Below are 19638 nucleotides of genomic sequence, written 5' to 3'. Positions count from 1 at the left end.
ATGGTCGAAGACAAGATGATTAACGAGGGGGACGCCGAGCGCCATCGCGCCAAGATGGCCAAGCGCAAGGCGGTGCAGGATGCCGAGGTTGCCGGCAAGACGATCGAGAAAGGACTGCTGATCGTCAACACCGGGCCGGGCAAGGGCAAGACCACTGCCGCCTTCGGCCTGGCGCTGAGGATGCTGGGTTACGGCAAGCGCGTCGGCGTCGTCCAGTTCATCAAGGGCAAGTGGCACACCGGCGAGAAGGACGCCTTCGCGGCCTTTGGCGACCGCGTCGTCTGGCATGCGATGGGCGAGGGGTTCACCTGGGAGACGCAGGATTTGAAGCGCGACATCGCCGCCGCCGAAGCCGCCTGGGCCAAGGCGCTCGAACTCATGGCCGACCCGTCGATCAGCCTCGTGGTGCTCGACGAGCTCAACATCGCGCTACGCTACGATTATCTCGACCTGGAAAAGGTGGTCGTGGCCCTGAAGGCGCGTCGGGGCGATCTGCATGTCATCGTCACCGGCCGCAACGCCAAGCCGCTGCTCGTCGAGGCGGCCGATCTCGTCACCGAAATGGGGCTGACCAAGCACCATTTCTCGGCGGGCGTCAAAGCGCAGCAGGGGATCGAGTTCTAAGGTGTGCTGGCGCCTTGGCCGCTGATCGAAATGCTCAGGTAGATCACGATCGCCGACAGCACCGCGAACAGGCCAAGCAGCAGCCAGTCCGCCATGCGATAGAGCTTCAGCGCCTGGCGGATATCGGTGCTTTCGGCCTCGCGACGGCCGCCTTCGCCCATGCAGGCGTCCTCGACGACCTCGCCGCCATAGCTGCGCGGACCGGCGAGTGACAGCCCCAGCGCGCCGGCCATCGCCGCCTCCGGCCAGCCGGCATTGGGCGAGCGGTGTTTCCTGGCATCGCGCCGCATGACCTGCCAGGCGCTACGGGGATCCGCGCCCGGGACAAGGAAGGCCGCCAGCACGATGAGCAGGCCGGTCAGCCGCGATGCAGGCAGGTTGATCAGATCGTCGAAGCGGGCGGCCGCACGGCCAAAGGCTTCGTGTTTCGGCGTGCGGTGGCCGATCATCGAATCAGCGGTGTTGGCGGCCTTGTAAGCAGCGCCGCCAGCGAGACCACCGACGCCGGTCCAGAAGGCGGGCGCGACGATGCCGTCGGAGAAATTCTCGGCCAGGCTTTCGATCGCCGCGCGGGCGACACCCGCCTTGTCCAACTTTTCAGGGTCGCGGCCGACAATGCGCGAAACGGCGATGCGGCCAAGAGTCAGGCCGCCGGTCTCCAGCGCATCCGCGACCTCCTCGACATGCTCGGCGAGGCTTTTCTGCGACAGCAGCGCGGAACCGAGAACGGCTGCAATGACCAGACCCGTCGGGAAGATCAGCCAGAGCAGGACATGCAGCGCAAGCCCGATAAGGCCAGGCACCAGCAAGATAATGAGCAACGCCCGCACACCCCGGCGGCGACGGATTTCGTCGGAATCTGTGGCGCGGTTGAGCCGGCGATCGAGAAAGGATATCAGCCTGCCGATCCAGGTGACCGGATGGCCGATGGCGTTGAACAGCCAGTCCGGATAGCCGAGGACCCGTTCGACGGCGAGTGACAGGAAAGCGATCAGGACAGACATGAAGCTTCTAAGCGGTGCGATCGCGGCGGTTGATCATGGTGGCAGCCTTGGCCGAGCAAGCGCGCTTTTTCCTCATGCGCCACAACCTTTCGTGGACCTCTCGACAGGTATCAACCCGCACTCCTATCCGCTTTTCGAATTGCCCGCCACCGCCCAGACCCGATTGCCGGAGGCAGCACAACTGCGCGAATTGGCCGAAATTGCGGCTGCGGCCTATGGCGCGCCATCGGCGGCGCATGTGGTGGCGGCGCCCGGCACGCAGATTCTGCTGCCCCGTGTGGCTTCGCTGCTGCGGCCCGGCAAGGCGCTGGTGCTCGGCCCGACCTATGCCGAACACGTCCGCGCCGCGGCTATTGCCGGCCATGCGGTCGCGGAAGTCAGCGATTTCGACGCGCTGGCCGAGGCGGACCTCGCTGTGCTGGTCAACCCCAACAATCCGGACGGGCGGGTGATCGAAAAGGCCCGGCTGCTGGAGCTTGCCGCGCGTCTTCACGCCAAGGGTGGGCTGCTCGTCGTCGACGAGGCCTTCATGGATGTCGGCCCGGTCGAGCATAGCCTGGCCGGCAATGCCGGGGAGGGCGGCATTGTCGTGCTGCGCTCGTTCGGCAAGTTCTTCGGCCTGGCGGGTGTTCGGCTCGGCTTCGCGCTGACGGATGCGCTGACGGCCAAGCGGTTGGATGCGCAACTGGGGCCTTGGGCCGTGGCCGGTCCGGCGCTCGAATATGGCATCCGCGCGCTGTCGGATGCGAAATGGCAGGCCACCATGCGGCAACGCCTGGCAGAGGAAGCCGAGCGGCTCGACGTGCTGCTTGGCCGCTTCGATATTCCAGTCGCCGGCGGCACCAGCCTGTTCCGCTATTTGTCGTTTGCCCAGGCCCCGAGCCTTTTCTCGGCACTCGGCGAGCAGGGCGTGCTGGTCCGCCATTTCGCCGAGCGTCCCGGGGTCCTGCGCATCGGTCTGCCGGGCAGTGAACCAGAATGGCAGCGCCTTGAAAGCGCGCTTGCCGCCTGGGCCGCACGGCGTAAGGATGCGCCGAAGGAGTCCGGACAATGATCCATGTCTGTTCGCTGTCGAAGGTCGACGAGACCGTGGCAAGGACCGGCGCGCAGCGCTTGCTGTCACTGCTTGCCGCGGGCACGGAAGTGGCGCGCCCGGCTTCGATCCTGGCGGAAAACCATCTGCATCTCGTCATGCACGACATCGCCGTGGCGCAGGAAGGCATGACGATGCCGGGCGAGGAGCATGTGCGGGCCTTGCTGGATTTCGCCTATCGCTGGGATCGGGCAAAGCCGCTGGTCGTGCATTGCTATGCCGGCGTCAGCCGCTCGACCGCCTCGGCTTATATCATCGCGGCGGCTCTGGCGCCGCAGCGTGACGAGAGGGAACTCGCGAAGACGCTGCGCTTCCTGTCGCCGACAGCGACGCCCAATCCACGGCTAATCGCGGTTGCCGACATGCTGCTTCAGCGCGATGGCCGCATGATCGCGGCGATCGAGGCGATCGGACGCGGTGCCGATGCTTTCGAAGGGATACCCTTCGAGCTCGCTATCGAGGGTAGAAGAGCGCCCCGCTAGGACAGCCATTCTGAAAGCTTTGCCTTACGGACGTCTTTCACCAGATTGATGAACCCGTCTGCCTGATGCTCGGCGGTGAGCCGACCCTTCTCGGCGGTGGCGATCGAGGCATCGCCGACCACGCCGTTGGGGTTGAGGTCGCTGGCGATCCAGGCGAAGGCGTGCGTTCCGGTGTGGCGCAGCAGGGCGAATTCCTGTTCGGCGCGGGCGACATAGGAGACGAAATTGTCGGCCTTGCTCATGTCGACGAGGTCGGGCCGGAAATGCAGCATCAGCGAGGTCTCGACATCGCCGCCATGGATGCCGTGACGGTCTTCGAGCTCGGTAAACATGCCGGCCGGGCGGCCGAAGCGCTGCCAACTCGTCTTCACCGACAGCATCTTGGCGCGCACACGCAATTCGCGCGAGATGATGCCCATGATCTCTTCATTGCCGCCATGCGAATTGACGATGATCAGCTTTCTGACCCCGGCGCGGGCGACCGACAGGCCAAGCTCGGTCCAGGCGTCGACCAAAGTGGTGGCGGGCAGAGTGAGCGTTCCCGGCGCATGCAGGTGCTCGTTCGACTTGCCGACCGCCTGCACCGGCAGGATGCGGATGTCGAGATCGTCGGGCAGCCGCGCGATTACCGTCTCCAGCATGCCGACCATGATCGAGGTGTCGGTCGAGACCGGAAGGTGAGGGCCATGCTGCTCGATCGCCGCCACCGCCAGCACGGCAATCGTCGCCTCGGCGTCGATCGAGGCGTATTCGGTCGTCCGGTAATCGCCCCACCACACACGTCTTTTGGCCACTTTAGTCTCCGATTGCTCTCCGTCCGCACCGGTCGGTGTAATGCGCTTATTGGCTACGGGCAACGCTATCCTGCCGCCAAAACCTCGACCTCGACCTTGAATTCCGGGCGGGCGAAGCCGGAGACGATCATCAGCGTAGAGGCCGGCGCCGGATCGGAAAAGAGCCGGTTGCGGACATCCATATAGGGCTGCAGATGGGCACGATCGGTGACGAAGGCGTTGATGCGCACGGTGTCGTTCAAGGTCAGCCCGGCTTCGCTCAAGATTGCAGCGATGTTCTTGAAGCAGAGCTCAGCCTGCGCGCCGGCGTCCTCGGGAACATGGTCGTCAGCCCCGATGCCCAACTGACCGGAGCATAGCACCAGCCGTTTTCCGGCAGGTATTGCAACGCCGTGGCTGTAGCGGGCGAAGGGCGGCTTGATGGCCTTGGGGGCGAGGTATTTCAGCATGGCATTCTCCTGTGCGCCCGCAGACTAAGGCTCGATTCATGAAACCTTCAAGATGCGGTGCATGCCTCCCGGGCGATTATGGACAGGCGTCCAAAAAATAGGCACGATGCCTCGCGTACGGCATGACCCGTCCGGTCTCGGCAATGACTGTCGCGCAAGCAGGCGGCCCAGGCGGTGGCATGTGTCTTGCTTCTTGAATCCATGGTGTCGAGCTCAGCGCGTTGCGCGCCCGGGCCAAGAGAGGGTGAGTTTATGATCGGAAATGGGAAGATCCTGGCGGGCTCGATCGCCTTGCTGGTGGCGGGCACGCTGGCTGCTGCCGCGAACGAGAAGGTAACGTTCGGCACCAACTGGCTGGCCGAGCCGGAGCATGGCGGCTACTATCAGGCCGTTGCCGACGGCACCTACGCCGCCTGCGGCCTCGATGTCACCATCATGCAGGGCGGCCCGCAGGTCAGTGGTCGGCCGATGCTGCTTGCCGGCAAGATCGATTTCTACATGGGCGGCAATCTGCTGTCGGCCTTCGACGCTGTGCAGCAGGGCATCCCGATGCGCGTCGTCGCCGCCGATTTCCAGAAAGACCCACAGGTCATCATGTCCCAGCCGGGGCAGGGGCTGGACAAGTGGGAAGACCTCAAAAACGCCGACCAGTACATCCTCGGCGACGAGGGCGCGCAGACCTTCTTCCAGTGGATGGTGACCGAGCTCGGTTTCGATGCAGCGAAGCGCGTGCCCTACACCTTCAACCCGGCGCCCTTCATCGCCAACAAGAAGTCGATCCAGCAGGGCTATGTCACGTCCGAGCCCTTTGCGGTGCAGAAGGCGGGCGGCTTCGTGCCGAACCAGTTCCTGCTCGCCGATTATGGCTGGGAAACCTATGCTACCACGGTCGAGGTGATGCAGGACACGATCGACAAGCGGCCGGAGGTCGTGCAGTGCTTCGTCGATGGCTCGGCCAAGGGTTGGTACAACTATCTCTACGGCGACAACAAAGCCGCCAACGACATGATCAAGAAGGACAATCCGGACATGACGGATGAGCAGATCGCCTTCTCGATCGAGCAGCTGAAGAAGTTCGGCGTCGTCGATTCGGGCGATTCGGAAAAGCTCGGCATCGGCGCCATGACCGACGCGCGCATCCAGAGTTTTTACGACAAGATGGTCAAGGCCAAGGTCGCGCAGCCGGGCATCGACATCAAGAAGGCCTATACGCTGGCTTTCATCAACAAGGGCGTTGGGCTGGAGCTGAAGAAGTAAGGCGGCCTGCCTGAGATGATCCAGGAGAAAGTGGCTGAGACGCCGGCGGCATCGGGTGAGGTCCCGATGCTGCTTTCGTTGCGCAATGTCGGCAAGGTCTTTTCCAATGGCGTGACGGCCCTGAGCAAGGTGGATCTCGCGATCCGCGAAGGCGATTTCCTGAGCCTGCTCGGCCCGTCCGGCTGCGGCAAGTCGACCGCGCTCAGGCTGATCGCAGGCCTATCGACGCCGACCTCCGGCCAGCTCGACTGGCGCGGCTCGATCGACCGCTCGAACATCGGCTTCGTCTTCCAGGAGCCGACGCTGCTGCCTTGGGCGAGCGTCTTTGACAATGTCTGGCTGCCGCTGCGGCTCAAGGGCGTGTTGCGGGCCAAGGCTGCGCCGGCGGTGATGGAGATGTTGGCGCGGGTCCATCTCACCGGTTTCGAAAATGCCGTGCCGCGCGAGCTTTCCGGCGGCATGAAGATGCGGGTGTCGATCGCGCGGGCCATGGTGACCAAGCCACGCATCCTTCTGATGGACGAACCGTTCGCGGCACTGGACGAGATCACCCGCTTCAAGCTCAACAACGATCTTCTGGAGCTGTGGCAGGACGAGCGCTTCACCGTCGTCTTCGTCACCCACAGCGTCTTCGAAAGCGTGTTCCTGTCCAGCCGCGTCGTTGTCATGGCGGCGCGGCCAGGCCGCATTTTCGGTGAGCTCCCCATCAGCGCGCCCTATCCGCGCGACGAGGTGTTCCGGACCTCACCCGACTATGCCGCGCTTTGCCGGCAGGCCTCGGACGTGCTGGTCGACGCCATCAACTCAACCGCCGGACCGCACCATGACGGCCATTGAAGATACTGCATTGAAGCTCGACCCTGAGGAGGCGCGCCGCGCCCGCCAGGAGCGTCTTGAGCGCATTGGCAAATGGGTGCTGCCGCTGGCGATCATGGTGCTGGCGATCTGGCTGTGGGATCGCATCTGCGTCTGGAACGACATCCCGCAATACATCCTGCCGCGGCCAGGCGTGGTGCTGCAGACGCTGCATAGCGACGCCGGCCTGTTGTTTTCCTCGTTGCTGGTGACGCTCCGGATCACTTTCCTCAGCCTTTTGCTCGCCGTCATCGGCGGCGTCGGGCTGGCGGTGCTGTTCGCACAGTCGAAATGGGTGGAGATGTCGTTCTTCCCCTTCGCCATCGTGCTGCAGGTGACGCCGATCGTCGCCATCTTCCCGCTGATCAACATCTATGTGAACAACCAGACCGTCAAACTGCTGCTCTGCGCCTGGATCGTCGCCTTCTTCCCGATCCTCTCCAACACAACGCTCGGGCTGAACTCGGTCGACCGAAATTTACGCGACCTGTTCAAGCTCAATGGCGCGACGCGCTGGCAGCAATTGCGCTATTTGCGCCTGCCGGCGGCGATGCCCTATTTCCTCGGCGGGCTGAAGATTGCCGGCGGCCTGTCGCTGATCGGCGCCGTGGTCGCCGAATTCGTCGCCGGCGCGCAGGGGCAGTCGTCGGGGCTTGCCTCGCGCATCATCGAGGCTGGCTACCGGCTCAACGCGCCGCGCCTGTTCGCGGCGCTGATCCTGATCTCGCTGACCGGCATCCTGATCTTCCTGGTGCTGTCGCTGGTGTCGCATCTGATCCTGCGCCGCTGGCACGAGAGCGCGCTCAAGCAGGAGCATTAGGGTGGTTGGCGCCGCAGAGGAAATCACGAAGAGGGCCAGATCTTGATACCTGCCTCTGGTTCTTACCAGCTTGCCAATGCCCGCGTTCACCGTTCGCTGACGCCCGGGCTTACAGCACCGTTCGACGCGGACGGTTTTGCCCTGGCCGATCTGGTGGTCGCGGATGGCAAGATCGCGAGCATTGTCGCCCAAGCCAAGTCGAAGGCAGCAGACAACGCAATCGACCTTGCCGGTCGCATCGTGCTGCCGTGTTTCGTCGATTGCCACACTCATATCGACAAGGGCCATATCTGGCCGCGAAAGCCCAATCCCGACGGCACCTTCATGGGCGCGCTCAACGCTACAGGCGCCGACCGGACCGCGCGCTGGAGCGCCGGGGACGTCGCGCGGCGCATGGATTTCTCGCTGCGCTCGGCCTACGCGCATGGCACCAAGGCGGTGCGCACGCATCTCGACAGCGTGCCGCCGCAGGAGGAAATCTCCTGGCCGGTTTTCGAGACGATGCGCGAAAAATGGCGCGGGCGGATCGACCTGCAGGCCGCCTGCCTGCTCGGCATCGAAGGCGTGCGCGACAAGGTCTGGTTCGAGCGGCTGGCCAAGCGCGTCGCCGCGGCCAAGGGCGTGCTCGGCGTCGTCACCTATATGGTGCCGGACCTCGAAGAACTGCTCGACCAGGTTTTCGCTGAAGCCATCAAGCACGGGCTCGACCTCGATTTCCATGCCGACGAGACCGACGATGTCGCGGCGATCTCGCTGAAGAAGATCGCCGAGGCGTCGCTTTGGAACGGTTTCGAGGGCAACATCCTGGTCGGCCATTGCTGCTCGCTGGCGCGGCAGTCGGACCTCGAGGTTCTTGATACGCTGGATAAGGTGGCGAAGGCGCGGATCGCCGTGGTGTCGCTGCCGATGTGCAACCTCTATCTGCAAGACCGCCGCAACAACCAAACGACACCGCGCTGGCGCGGGGTGACGCTGCTGCACGAGATGAAGGCGCGCGGCATCAAGGTTGCGGTCGCGTCCGACAACACGCGCGATCCGTTCTACGCCTATGGCGATCTCGACATGCTGGAAGTCTACCGCATGGCGACGCGCATCCTGCATTTCGACCATCCGGTCGGCGACTGGCCGAAGGCGGTGGCGGCGACGCCGGCGGAGGTAATGCGGCTCGATGACGCTGGGATGCTTGCCGTCGGCGGCAGCGCCGATTTCATCGTCTTCAAGGGACGGAGCTGGACCGAATTGCTGTCGCGGCCCGAATCGGATCGCATCGTGGTGCGCGACGGCAGGGCGATCGAACGCCAGCTGCCCGATTATGCCGAACTCGACGAATTGATGGTGTGATGATGGATATCGCAGCGCTGAAGCGCGATCTCGACGGGATCAAGATCGACGACCATCCGGCGATCGTCCAGCAGAAGAGCCGCGACTTCTACTGGTACAGCCCGGTGCTGAAGGCACAGCTCGATCATGTCAAAGGCGATCTCATCGTCACGCCGAAGAATGAGGACGAGGTGATCCGCGTGCTCGCAGCATGTCACCGGCACGGTGTCCCGGTGACGCCGCGCGGCAGCGGCACCGGCAATTATGGGCAAGCGATGCCGCTGTCGGGCGGCGTGGTGCTCAACCTCGCCGAGATGAACGCGATCAAGACGATCGCGCCGGGACGCGTGGTGACCGGGCCTGGCGCCGTTCTGGCCGAGATCGACAAGGCGACGCGGGCGCATTCCAGCCAGGAACTGCGCATGTCGCCCTCGACCTACAACACCGCCTCGATCGGCGGCTTTATCGCCGGCGGCTCAGGCGGCATCGGCTCGATCCGCTGGGGCGGGTTGCGCGACCTCGGCAATGTCATCCGACTGCGAACGGTGACCATGGAAGCCGAGCCGCGCGTCATGGAGCTCACCGGCGAAGAGGTGCTCAAGGTCATGCATGCCTATGGTACCAACGGTATCATCACCGAGGTCGAGATGCCGCTGACGGCTTCCTACGACTGGATCGACGTCATTGTCGGCTTCGACGATTTCATGGAGGCGGCCGGCTTCGGCAACGACCTCGCCGTGCAGGACGGGATATTGGCGAAGCTGATCACGCCGATCGCCGCGCCCATTCCTTACGACTATTTCAAGCGGCACCAGAAATTCTTCCGGCGCGAGCAGAGCATCGTGGTGTGCATGATCGCGCCGCACGCGATGGACGCTTTTGTCGCCTTTGTCCGCAGCACCAGGGGCGAGATCGTGTTTCGGGCCGACCAGGAGGCCGATCTCAAAGGATTGCCGCCGGCCTATGAATTGACCTGGAACCACACGACGCTACGGGCGATCCGGGTCGATCCGACGATCACCTACCTGCAGGCGCGCTATCCGTCGCCAGATCATCTCGCCCATGTCAAGGCGATGGTCGAGCGCTTCGGCGACGAGGTGCCGGCGCATCTGGAGTTCATCCGCTTCGACGGCGCGATTGGCGCGGCCGGCCTGCCGCTGGTGCGCTACACCACGGAAGAGCGGCTCAACGAGATCATCCGCGTCCACGAGGACAATGGCTGCTGGATCTTCAACCCGCACCGCTACACGCTGGAAGAGGGCGGCATGAAGCGTACGGATGATGTGCAGCTTGCCTTCAAGCGCGAGACCGATCCGCAAGGACTGCTCAATCCCGGCAAGATGATCGCCTGGGAAAACCCCGCCTACGACTACCGCTCGGGCAAGCCCTTCCTGTTCAAGGGCCTGCAAGAGGCGGGCTGATGAACATCCTCGTGCTCTACGCCCATCCGGTGGAGACCAGCTTCAATGCCGGCCTGCACCGGACGATCGTCGAGCGGCTCGCGGCGGCTGGCCACGTGGTCGACGATTGCGATCTCTATGCGGAGGATTTCGATCCGCGGCTGACGCGGACTGAGCGGCTTGGCTATCACGACCAGCGCAGTCCTGCAGACGCAGTCGCCGGCTACATCGAAAGATTGCAAAATGCCGAGGCGCTGGTGCTGTCCTTCCCGGTCTGGAATTACGGCTATCCGGCGATCCTGAAAGGTTTTTTCGACCGCGTCTTCCTGCCAGGCGTGTCGTTCAAGCTGGTCGATGGCAAGGTACGGCCGACGCTGCACAACATCCGCAAGCTCGCCGCCGTGACCACCTATGGCGGCAGCCGCTTTCGCGCCATGCTGATGGGCGACCCGCCGCGCAAGATCGTCAAGCGCATGCTGCGGGCCACGATTCTGCCCGGCGCTCCAGTCTCCTATCTCGCGCATTATTCGATGAACCTTTCGACCGACGAGACGCGCAACGCGTTCATGGCAAAGGTCGCGGCCAGCATGGATCAATTCTGATGCGCGTGCTGGTGGTCTATTGCCATCCGGTTCCCGAAAGCTACTGCGCGGCGATCCGCGACACCGCCGTCGAGGTGCTGAAGACGAAGGGTTGGGACGTGCGGCTGCTCGACCTCTATGCCGAGAATTTCGATCCGGTGATGAGCTGCGAGGAGCGACGCTTCTACAATGACCGGGCGCCGGAAGATCCGGCGCTCAAGCCGCACTTCGATCTTCTTATGTGGGCAGAAGCGATCCTCTTCATCTATCCGACCTGGTGGTATGGCCTGCCGGCGATGCTGAAGGGCTGGTTCGACCGTGTCTGGGCGACGGACATCGCCTTCAAGCTGCCGGCCGGCAAGGGGCGGATCACGTCGCTGATGCGGCATGTCACCAAGGTCGGCGTCATCACCACCTGCGGCGCGCCGACCTGGTGGAGCGTCGTCGTCGGCCAGCCCGGCCGCAAGACGATCCTGCGCGGCATGCGGGCGCTCTGCGCCACGCGCTGCAAGACGTTCTTCCTGGCGCATTATCTGATGGATTCGTCGACGCCGAAGAGCCGGGCGGCGTTTCTGGGGAAGGTGAGGGCGAGGCTGGAGAGGTTTTGAGCGATTAGCGTCCTTCTCCCCGTTCTACGGGGAGAAGATGCCGGCAGGCAGATGAGGGGCGGCGCGAACTTAAAAAGGCGTGGCGCTGCCCCTCATCCTCCCTTCGGGCACCTTCTCCCCGTAGAACTGTACAGACTGGGGAGATGGTGGACAGGCGTTCGGAGACATCGTGGACACTTCCCGATCCTTGGATCGGGAGGGATGGAATGCCGTTTTACGAGGTGTCCATGATGGATCGGAAGCGAGAGTTCGTGGAGTTTGCCTCGCGAGAGTGGGCGAATGTGCGTGAACTTTGTCGACGGTTCGGGATCAGTCCGACGACCGGCTATAAGTGGCTCGAGCGATACCGGTCGGAAGGGCCGGCTGGATTGGTCGAACGATCGCGTCGCCCGCACTTGAGCCCGCAACGCACCGCTTCGGCAATTGAGGCAAGGGTGTTGCAGGTACGCGACGAGAGCAACGACGTCTGGGGCGGTCGCAAGATCAGACAGGCGATGAAGAGACATGGCGAACTCGACATCCCGGCGGCGAGCACGATCACCGCGATCCTGCGTCGTCATGATCGGCTGACGGAGGCGACAGCAGCGCAACATCCGGGACCATGGCAGCGCTTCGAGCGGGAGGCTCCCAACGAGCTGTGGCAGATGGACTTCAAGGGTCACTTCGCCATCCATGGCGGGCGCTGCCATCCGCTCACCACGCTCGACGATCACTCGCGCTTCAACCTGGTGCTGTCCGCCTGCGGCGACGAGCAGGGCCGGACGGTACGCCGGGAGCTGGAGATTACCTTTCGCCGCTATGGCTTGCCGCTGGCGATGCTGATGGACGGCGGCTCGCCGTGGAGCGATTCCGGCGGTGAGCCTTACACCGGCTTCAGCGTCTGGCTGTTGCGGCTCGGCATCCGCGTGCTGCACGGTCGGCCGCGCCATCCGCAGACCCAAGGCAAGGAAGAACGCTTCCATCGCACACTCAAGGCCGAGGTGATCAACGGGCGAAGCTTCGGCGATCTCGCCGAGTGCCAGCGAGCCTTCGATCGGTGGCGCCCGCGCTATAACTACGAACGACCACACGAAGCACTCGACATGGCCACGCCGGCCGAGCGCTACCGGCCGAGCCCGCGCAGCTTTCCCGACGTCCTGCCCGCGATCGAGTACGCACCGGGCGACCAGGTTCGCAAGGTCGACAGTGATGGCTTCATCAGCTTCAGGAACCGACCCTGGCGACTCGGCAAGGCATTCCGCGGCGAGCTGGTGGCGCTTCGCCCGACCGTCGAGGATGGTGTCTTCAGCGTGCACTACTGCTCGCATCGAATTGCCACCCTGAACCTACGTCAGGGCGCAAGCGAGACCTGTGGACTTGTGGACAACGCTGAGCGTTGCCCACAGGGTCCACAGGCCGAACAACAAAAACAACCCAGCAGTTCGTGATGAACAAAAGCGTCCACGATGTCCCCGAACACCCGTTCACCTTGTCTCCAGCACAAACAAGAACGGGGAGAAGGAAAGACTGCGCTACATCTTCACCCGTTCCGCCTTCGGATCATACATCGGCTTCAGCGATGCCTCCGCCGCGAAGCGTTCTCCTGCGATCTCCACCTCGTAGGAAGAACCCAGCACGTCCGCCTCGCTCTCACCCTCACAGGGCACATAGCCGAGCCCGATCGCGCCGCCGAGGTGGTGTCCGTAATTGCCTGAGGTGATCGGGCCAACAATCCGGCCGTCGCGCAGAATGGCCTCGTTGTGGAACAGAAGGGGCTGAGGATCCTTCAGGCGGAACTGCACCAGCCGCCGCGACAGGCCGGCTTCCTTCTTCCGGAGCACCGCATCGCGGCCGATGAAGCCGGCTTTGCTGGTCTTCACCGCGAAGCCCAGGCCCGCCTCCAGCACATTCTCCTCGTCGGTGATGTCGTGGCCGAAATGGCGGAAGGCTTTTTCGATGCGGCAGGAATCGAGCGTGTGCAAGCCGCAGAGCTTCAGGCCGACATCGGCGCCGGCCTCGGCGATCGCCTCGAAGACATGGGCGGCTTGCTCGGTCGAGACATAGAGCTCCCAGCCGAGTTCACCGACATAGGTGACGCGGTGGGCGCGGGCCAGCCCCATGCCGATCTCGATCTCCTGGAAGGTGCCGAACGGATTGACCTCGTTGGAGAAATCGTTCGGGCTGACTTTCTGGATCAGTTTTCGCGCCTCCGGCCCCATCACGCAGATCACGGCTTCGGCGGCGGTCACGTCGGTGATGACGACGAACTCGTCGGCGACATGCTTTCTCAGCCAGGCAAGGTCGCGCTGCAGCGTGGCGCCCGCCACGACCAGGAAATAGGCCGTTTCCGACAGCCGCGTCACGGTGAGGTCGCTCTCGATACCACCCTTGGCGTTGAGCATCTGGGTGTAGACGATCCTGCCTGGTGCCACGTCCATGTCGTTGGCGCAGAGCCTTTGCAGGAAGGCGCAGGCATCGCGGCCCTCCACACGGATCTTGCCGAAGGAGGTCATGTCGAACAGGCCGACGCCGTTGCGCACGGCGAGATGCTCCTCACGCTGGTTGTCGAACCAGTTCTGCCGCTTCCAGGAATAGCGGTACTCGCGCTCCTGGCCTTCGCGGGCGAACCAGTTGGCGCGCTCCCAGCCGGCGACTTCGCCGAAGACCGCGCCGCGCGCCTTGAGATGCTCGTGCAAGGGCGAGCGGCGCACGCCGCGCGACGTCGCCATCTGGCGGTAGGGGAAATGGTCGGCATAGAGCAGGCCGAGTGTTTCGGACACCCGCTCCTTGAGATAGCGGCGGTTCTTCTGGAAGGGCTGGGCGCGGCGGATGTCGACCTCCCAGAGGTCGAAGGGCGCCTCGCCGTCGTTGATCCACTGCGCCAGCGCCATGCCGGCGCCCCCGGACGACACGATGCCGATCGAATTATAGCCGGTCGCCATCCAGTAGCCGGCGAGTTCCGGCGCTTCGCCCAGGTAATAGCGGTCGTCGGGCGTGAAACTCTCGGGACCATTGAAGAAGGTGTGGATGCCGGCGGTGCCCAGCATTGGCATGCGGTTGACGCCCATTTCGAGGATCGGCTCGAAATGGTCCATGTCCTCGGGCAACTGGTCGAAGCAGAAATCCTCGCGGATGCCGTCCATGCCCCAGGGTTTTGCGACCGGCTCGAAGGCGCCGAGCATCATCTTGCCGGCGTCCTCCTTGTAGTAGGCGCATTCATCCGGCACGCGCAGCACCGGCAGGCGAGAGAGGCCCGGGATCGGCTCGGTGACGAGATAAAAATGCTCGCAGGCATGCAGCGGGATGGTGACGCCGTTCTGCGCGCCCAGTTCGCGCGCCCACATGCCGGCGCAGTTGACGACAACGTCGGCTTCGATCGTGCCTTGTTCTTCGCCTTGTGCCCAGGACACGCCGGTGACGCGGCCGGCCTTGGTGTGGACCTTGGTGACCTTCACATTCTCGACTACGGTGGCGCCGCGCTGGCGCGCCCCCTTGGCCAGGGCCATGGCGATGTTGGCGGGGTCGCATTGGCCGTCGAGCGGCAGATGCACGGCGCCGACCACATCCGAGACATTGAGATGCGGATACATCTCCTTGACCTCGCGCGGCGAGATCTCGCGCACGTCGACGTCGAAGGCGCGGGCGAGCGATGCCTGCCGATAAATCTCGTGCTTGCGCTCTTCGGTCAGCGCGACGGTGATCGAGCCGACCTGGCGCATGCCGGTGCCGACATCGGTCTCTGCCTCCAGCTTGACGTAGAGGTCGGCTGAGTATTTCGCGAGCCGCGTCATGTTCTGCGAGGCGCGCAGCTGGCCGATCAGGCCGGCCGCATGCCAAGTGGTGCCCGAGGTGAGCTGCTTGCGCTCCAGGAGCACGATGTCGGTCCAGCCGAGCTTCGCCAGGTGATAGGCGACCGAGCAGCCGGAGACGCCGCCGCCGATGATGACGGCGCGGGCTTTTGTCGGAACAGTCTTGGTCATGCGGCCTCGCGGCGGTAGTTGGAAGCGAAGCGGCGCAGGCGAAGCGCTGCTTCCTTGAGGATGGGCTCGGGCTGGCAGAGGCTGATGCGGATGTGCCCGGCGGCGGCCTCGCCGAAGCTCGATCCGGGCATGACGCCGACCTTCTCCTTGTCGAGCAGGCCCCAGGCGAATTTCTCGTCGTCGGGCTCGATGGCGGAGATATCGAGCATGACATACATGCCGCCTTCCGAGCCGTGCACGGTGACGTCGTTCATGCCGCGTATGGCATCCAGCATCAAGGCGCGGCGCGCGGCGTAGCGTTCGGCGATCTCTTTCACGCCATAGTGGTTCTCGAGCGCTTCGGCGCAGGCGATCGAGATGAAGGCCGGCAGGCCGTAGGTCGTCACGAGGTTGAGGTCGGTCAGCAGCCGGATCATCTCCGTCGGGCCGGTCAGCCAGCCCATGCGCCATCCCGTCATGCCGTGGCTTTTCGACATCGAGTTGATGACCAGCGTGCGCTCGGCCATGCCGGGCAGCGAACGCGGCGAGATATGCTCGCCGCCGCCGAGCGTCCAGTAGACCTCGTCCGACAGCAGCCAGAGATCATGCTCGCGGCAGATGGCGGCCAACTCCTCCAGCCGCTCGCGCGAATAGACAGCGCCGGTCGGGTTGTTCGGCGTGTTGATCAGGATGGCGCGGGTGTTGGGCCTCCGCGCGGCGCGGATCATGTCCGCACGGGGCTGGAACCCGTCCGCCGCCGGTGTCTCGACCACGGTGAAGGTCGCGCCGGCGGCGCTGAAGGTGTTGGGGTAAGTGGCGTAGTAGGGCGCCACGACGATGGCGTGGTCGCCAGGATCGAGCACGGTCTGCACCGCGGCGTAGAGCGCAGCCTGGCCGCCTTGCGTGGCGATGATTTCGTCCGGTTCCGTCTCGATGCCGGTGCAGGCGGTGGATGCCGCCGCCATCGCCTTGCGCAGGCGCGGCAGGCCGGGCAGCGGCGTATAATGATGGTTGCTGCCGCGCACGGCTTTGACGCAGGCTTCGATCGTTTCCAATGGCGTGTCGAAGTCGTGGTCGCCGACCGACAGCATGATGATGTCCTCACCGGCCTGCTGGCGCGCCCAGGCGGCCGAATGGACCTCCCAGCCGTCCTTGCCCGAAGGAACGATAGCGGTAATGCGCTTCGATGGTGTTGGCATCAGGCTCTCAGCCTCTCGTTCTTCGGATCCCACAGAGGCTCGTCCTTCTGGACGACAGCTTTGAAGCGATCGCCAAAAATCTCGACCTCGACCGCAGTGCCCGGCTCGGTCAGATCGGTGCGCAGCATGCCGAGCGCGATCGACTTGCCGACGCGGTGGCCCCAGCCGCCCGAGGTCGTCTCGCCGACGATCCTGCCGTCATGCCAGAGCGTCGACATATAGGGCGCGTCGCAGTCGCCGGGGTTCTCGACGACCAGCGTGACGAAGCGCTTCTTCACGCCTTGCTGTTTCTCATTGAGCAAGGCCGCCTTGCCGCGGAAATCGGGCTTGTCCCATTTGACGAAGCGCTCCAGCCCGCCCTGCAGGATCGAATAGTCGGTCGAAAGATCGCCCTTCCAGGTGCGGTAGCCTTTTTCGAGCCGCAGCGAATCCAGCGCATACATGCCGAACGGCTTCAGGCCATGTTTTTGGCCGGCGGCCCAGACGGCATCGAAGACAGCGAGCGTATCGGCGACCTTGCTGTGGATCTCCCAGCCGAGCTCGCCGGCGAAGGAGACGCGCACCAGCTTCGCCCAGCGCCCGGCAATCGTCGTTTCCTGATGCGTGAGCCAGGGCTGCGAGAGATCGGCGTCGCAAAGCTCCGCCAGGATTTTGCGCGAATTCGGGCCGGCGAGGATCTGGGTCGAGTATTCCTCGGTACGGTCGGTCAGGGTGAAAGCCGCATCGGCAGGCATGCGCGACTTCAGCCATTCGAAGTCGTGCCATTGCGCCACCGCGGCAGTGATCAGCGTCATCAGGTCTTCGCGGTGACGCACCACCGACATCTCCGTGACGATGCGGCCCTTGTCATCCGAGAAATAGACGAGGCCGATGCGGCCGGGCTTCGGCACGAGGCCGGTCACTTGAAGCGCCAGCCATTCGGCGGCGCCCGGACCTTCGAGGTTGAAACGTGAGAAGCCGGGCAGATCGAGGATGCCTGCAGCGTCGCGCACGGCGAGGCATTCCTCGCGCACGGCGCGCTGCCACGGCCCGTCACGGCGGAAGGTCAGCGTCGCTTCCTCGGAGGTGTCGTCGCCGGGCCTCGCATACCAGGTGGCGCGTTCCCAGCCATTATAGGCGTCGAACTGGCCGCCCAGCGCCTTGACGCGCTCATGCAGCGGCGAAAGCTTGCGGTTGCGCCCCTCCGGCCAGGCATGGCGCGGGAACTGGATGGCGTATTCGTTGCCGTAGATCTCCATCCCCTTGGCGGCGCAATAATCGAGTGCCGAGGCGAAGCTGGTGAAGCGGCGCGGGTCGCAAGACCACATGTCCCATTCGGTCTGGCCCCCCGTGACCCATTCGGCCAGCACCTTGCCGGCGCCGCCGCCTTGCGCGATGCCGAAGGTGAAGACGCAGGCCTCGAAGGCGTTGGGCACGCCGGGCATCGGTCCGATCAAGGGATTGCCGTCCGGTGCATAAGGGATCGGCCCGTTGATCACCTTGGAAAGGCCGGCGGTGCCGAGGATCGGCACGCGGGCGACGGCGTCGGCGAGATAATGCTCGAGACGGTCGAGATCGTCGGGGAAAAGCTGGAAGGAAAAATCCTCCGGCATCGGATCGTTGTGGGTCGCCCAATGTGCGCGGCAATTGCGCTCATAGGGGCCGAGATTCATGCCGCTCTTTTCCTGGCGCAGGTAATAGGAGGTATCGACGTCGCGCAGCAGCGGCAGCTTGTGGCCCTGCTCCTTCGTCCAGGCGGCGAGTTCGGGGATTTCCTCGAACAATATGTACTGATGGCTCATCACCATCATCGGCACGTCGCGGCCGAACATCTTTCCAACCTCGGCGGCGCGGTAGCCGGCGGCGTTGATGCCGATCTCGCAGCGGATTTCGCCTTGCGGTGTTTCGACCACCCATTCGCCGTTCTCGCGGCGCACGCCGCTGACCGGGCAGAAGCGGATGATTTTCGCGCCCATGTCGCGCGCGCCCTTGGCCAGCGCCTGAGTCAGCTGCGCCGGGTCGATGTCGCCGTCGCTCGGATCGTAGAGCGCCCCCTTCAACTCATGAGTCTCGATGAAAGGGTAGCGGCGCTTGATCTCGTCCAGTCCGACGACGTCGATGTCCATGCCCTGGTAGCGGCCCATGCCCTTGGCGCGCTGGAATTCCTGCATGCGCTCCTTCGTATGGGCGAGCCGGAGCGACCCAGTGACATGGTAGTTCATCGGATAGTCGACCGCTTCGGCGAGCCCCCGGTAAAGTTCGGTGGAATAGCGCTGCATGTTCATCAGCGACCAGGACGAGGAGAAGGTCGGCACGTTGCCGGCGGCGTGCCAGGTCGAGCCCGAGGTCAACTCGTTCTTTTCCAGAAGCACGCAATCGGTCCACCCCGCCTTGCACAGATGATAAAGCGATGAGCAGCCGACGACACCGCCTCCGATGATCACCACGCGTGCCGTGGTCGGCAAACCGGCCATGTTTTTCTCCCCAAGTTCAAAGCGCGACATGTCGCGCTTTGCTTCCTTTGATGCATGCCGTTGCCCCAAAACCGCTGGACACTTTTGGGCGGCATGCAATGTTCAATATACCGGCGGTGAAACCACCCAGATCACCACGGCCGGCTCGGTGCCCGGATTGCGCCAGCGATATGGCTTGCCCTCGAAGCGAAACGAGTCGCCTTCGCCAAGCCGATGCCAGACGCCCGCGATCTCGATGTCGAACAGTCCGGAGACGATGTATCCGGCCTCCTCGGTCGGCCGAAGTGCTGCGGCCTTCATCTCGGCGCCGGGCGCGAACACCGAGCGCACCACCTCGAAACTACCGCCGAGATCGGGCGACAGAAGCTCCTCCACCAGACCCGTTTCGCTTGTGCCAAGCACGCGGCGGCGACCGGCGCGCACGATCACCCCACGTTCTTCCTCAGCGGGCACGTCATGACTGAAGAACAGGCTGATCGGCACATCGAAGAGATCGGCGAAGGCCCGCAAGTCGCCGACCGAAGGCACCGAGAGGCCGCGCTCGACCTGGCTGACCCAACCCACCGAACGGCCCAACTTGAGCGCAATTTCACTGAGCGTGAGGCCGCGCGCTTTGCGGAGCGCGCGGATGTCGCCGGCCAGCAGCCGGTCGCCATTGTCCTGCTCAGATCTGGCTGTGGTCGAGCTCAAAAGCTTCTCGTGAAAAAATCTGGATAAATTTCATGAGAGAATAAAATCATGAAAAAATCAAGGAGATTTTC

Annotated in this window: 18 protein-coding genes; 11 read left to right on the top strand and 7 right to left on the bottom strand. The window is 64.0% G+C overall.

Annotated elements, in window-relative coordinates; all coding sequences use genetic code 11:
* Positions 1 to 624, top strand: coding sequence for a cob(I)yrinic acid a,c-diamide adenosyltransferase (cobO, locus tag EJ068_RS03235; RefSeq protein WP_189342580.1), 624 nt, complete (start codon positions 1 to 3; stop codon positions 622 to 624).
* Here the strand turns inward: cobO and cbiB are convergent.
* Complete coding sequence (gene cbiB / locus EJ068_RS03230) at positions 621 to 1628, bottom strand: adenosylcobinamide-phosphate synthase CbiB (protein ID WP_128314904.1); 1008 nt, start codon at positions 1626 to 1628, stop codon at positions 621 to 623. The genes cobO and cbiB overlap by 4 nt on opposite strands.
* On the opposite strand from cbiB, the gene cobD reads away from it, so the two are divergent.
* On the top strand, positions 1627 to 2682 hold the full coding sequence (gene cobD / locus EJ068_RS03225; protein WP_128314903.1) for a threonine-phosphate decarboxylase CobD: 1056 nt from the start codon (positions 1627 to 1629) through the stop codon (positions 2680 to 2682). The genes cbiB and cobD overlap by 2 nt on opposite strands.
* Positions 2679 to 3203 (top strand): tyrosine phosphatase family protein, encoded by a 525-nt coding sequence (locus tag EJ068_RS03220; protein ID WP_127252822.1) that lies wholly within the window; start codon positions 2679 to 2681, stop codon positions 3201 to 3203. Before cobD ends, EJ068_RS03220 begins: the two co-directional genes overlap by 4 nt.
* Here the strand turns inward: EJ068_RS03220 and EJ068_RS03215 are convergent.
* A complete protein-coding gene (locus tag EJ068_RS03215; protein WP_127252823.1) occupies positions 3200 to 3997 on the bottom strand; it encodes a creatininase family protein in 798 nt (265 codons plus the stop codon). The two genes, EJ068_RS03220 and EJ068_RS03215, sit on opposite strands and share 4 nt — an antisense overlap.
* Before the next feature lie 65 nt (positions 3998 to 4062).
* A complete protein-coding gene (locus EJ068_RS03210) occupies positions 4063 to 4446 on the bottom strand; it encodes a RidA family protein (protein ID WP_127252824.1) in 384 nt (127 codons plus the stop codon).
* A gap of 252 nt (positions 4447 to 4698) precedes the next feature.
* Between EJ068_RS03210 and EJ068_RS03205 the strand changes: the two genes are divergently transcribed.
* The 8 genes from EJ068_RS03205 (at position 4699) to EJ068_RS03170 (ending at position 12714) form a co-directional block, all read left to right on the top strand.
* Positions 4699 to 5703: an ABC transporter substrate-binding protein gene (locus tag EJ068_RS03205; protein WP_127252825.1), complete on the top strand. Its 1005-nt coding sequence runs from the start codon at positions 4699 to 4701 to the stop codon at positions 5701 to 5703.
* Positions 5704 to 5718: 15 nt separating this feature from the next.
* Entirely contained in the window at positions 5719 to 6540 is an 822-nt protein-coding gene (locus EJ068_RS03200) for an ABC transporter ATP-binding protein (RefSeq protein ID WP_127252826.1), read from the top strand.
* Entirely contained in the window at positions 6527 to 7378 is an 852-nt protein-coding gene (locus EJ068_RS03195; RefSeq protein WP_127252827.1) for an ABC transporter permease, read from the top strand. The genes EJ068_RS03200 and EJ068_RS03195 overlap by 14 nt, the downstream gene beginning before the upstream one ends.
* Positions 7379 to 7420: 42 nt before the next feature.
* A complete protein-coding gene (locus tag EJ068_RS03190) occupies positions 7421 to 8719 on the top strand; it encodes a cytosine deaminase (protein ID WP_127252828.1) in 1299 nt (432 codons plus the stop codon).
* A gap of 2 nt (positions 8720 to 8721) precedes the next feature.
* Complete coding sequence (locus EJ068_RS03185; protein ID WP_126083762.1) at positions 8722 to 10119, top strand: FAD-binding oxidoreductase; 1398 nt, start codon at positions 8722 to 8724, stop codon at positions 10117 to 10119.
* Complete coding sequence (locus tag EJ068_RS03180) at positions 10119 to 10700, top strand: NAD(P)H-dependent oxidoreductase (protein WP_189342016.1); 582 nt, start codon at positions 10119 to 10121, stop codon at positions 10698 to 10700. The genes EJ068_RS03185 and EJ068_RS03180 overlap by 1 nt, the downstream gene beginning before the upstream one ends.
* On the top strand, positions 10700 to 11287 hold the full coding sequence (locus EJ068_RS03175) for an NAD(P)H-dependent oxidoreductase (RefSeq protein WP_126082146.1): 588 nt from the start codon (positions 10700 to 10702) through the stop codon (positions 11285 to 11287). The genes EJ068_RS03180 and EJ068_RS03175 overlap by 1 nt, the downstream gene beginning before the upstream one ends.
* A gap of 206 nt (positions 11288 to 11493) precedes the next feature.
* Positions 11494 to 12714 carry an IS481 family transposase gene (locus tag EJ068_RS03170; protein WP_245463269.1) on the top strand — a complete coding sequence of 407 codons (1221 nt, stop codon included), beginning with the start codon at positions 11494 to 11496 and terminating at the stop codon, positions 12712 to 12714.
* An 84-nt stretch (positions 12715 to 12798) separates the two neighbouring features.
* Here the strand turns inward: EJ068_RS03170 and EJ068_RS03165 are convergent, their stop codons facing one another.
* The 4 genes from EJ068_RS03165 to EJ068_RS03150 all read right to left on the bottom strand — a co-directional run bounded on the left by EJ068_RS03165 (position 12799) and on the right by EJ068_RS03150 (position 19567).
* Positions 12799 to 15246, bottom strand: a complete 2448-nt coding sequence (locus EJ068_RS03165; protein ID WP_129554469.1) for an FAD-dependent oxidoreductase — start codon at positions 15244 to 15246, stop codon at positions 12799 to 12801.
* Complete coding sequence (locus tag EJ068_RS03160; protein ID WP_127386133.1) at positions 15243 to 16424, bottom strand: pyridoxal phosphate-dependent aminotransferase; 1182 nt, start codon at positions 16422 to 16424, stop codon at positions 15243 to 15245. The genes EJ068_RS03165 and EJ068_RS03160 overlap by 4 nt, the downstream gene beginning before the upstream one ends.
* Positions 16424 to 18877, bottom strand: a complete 2454-nt coding sequence (locus EJ068_RS03155; RefSeq protein ID WP_129554468.1) for an FAD-dependent oxidoreductase — start codon at positions 18875 to 18877, stop codon at positions 16424 to 16426. The genes EJ068_RS03160 and EJ068_RS03155 overlap by 1 nt, the downstream gene beginning before the upstream one ends.
* Before the next feature lie 102 nt (positions 18878 to 18979).
* Positions 18980 to 19567, bottom strand: a complete 588-nt coding sequence (locus EJ068_RS03150; protein ID WP_245463331.1) for an XRE family transcriptional regulator — start codon at positions 19565 to 19567, stop codon at positions 18980 to 18982.
* Positions 19568 to 19638 lie beyond the last annotated feature (71 nt).

It is taken from the genome of Mesorhizobium sp. M2A.F.Ca.ET.043.02.1.1, assembly GCF_003952405.1.
Taxonomy (GTDB): Bacteria; Pseudomonadota; Alphaproteobacteria; order Rhizobiales; family Rhizobiaceae; genus Mesorhizobium.
The sequence above is the reverse complement of the archived record's forward strand: the minus strand, read 5'-3'. Positions and strand labels throughout refer to the sequence as shown.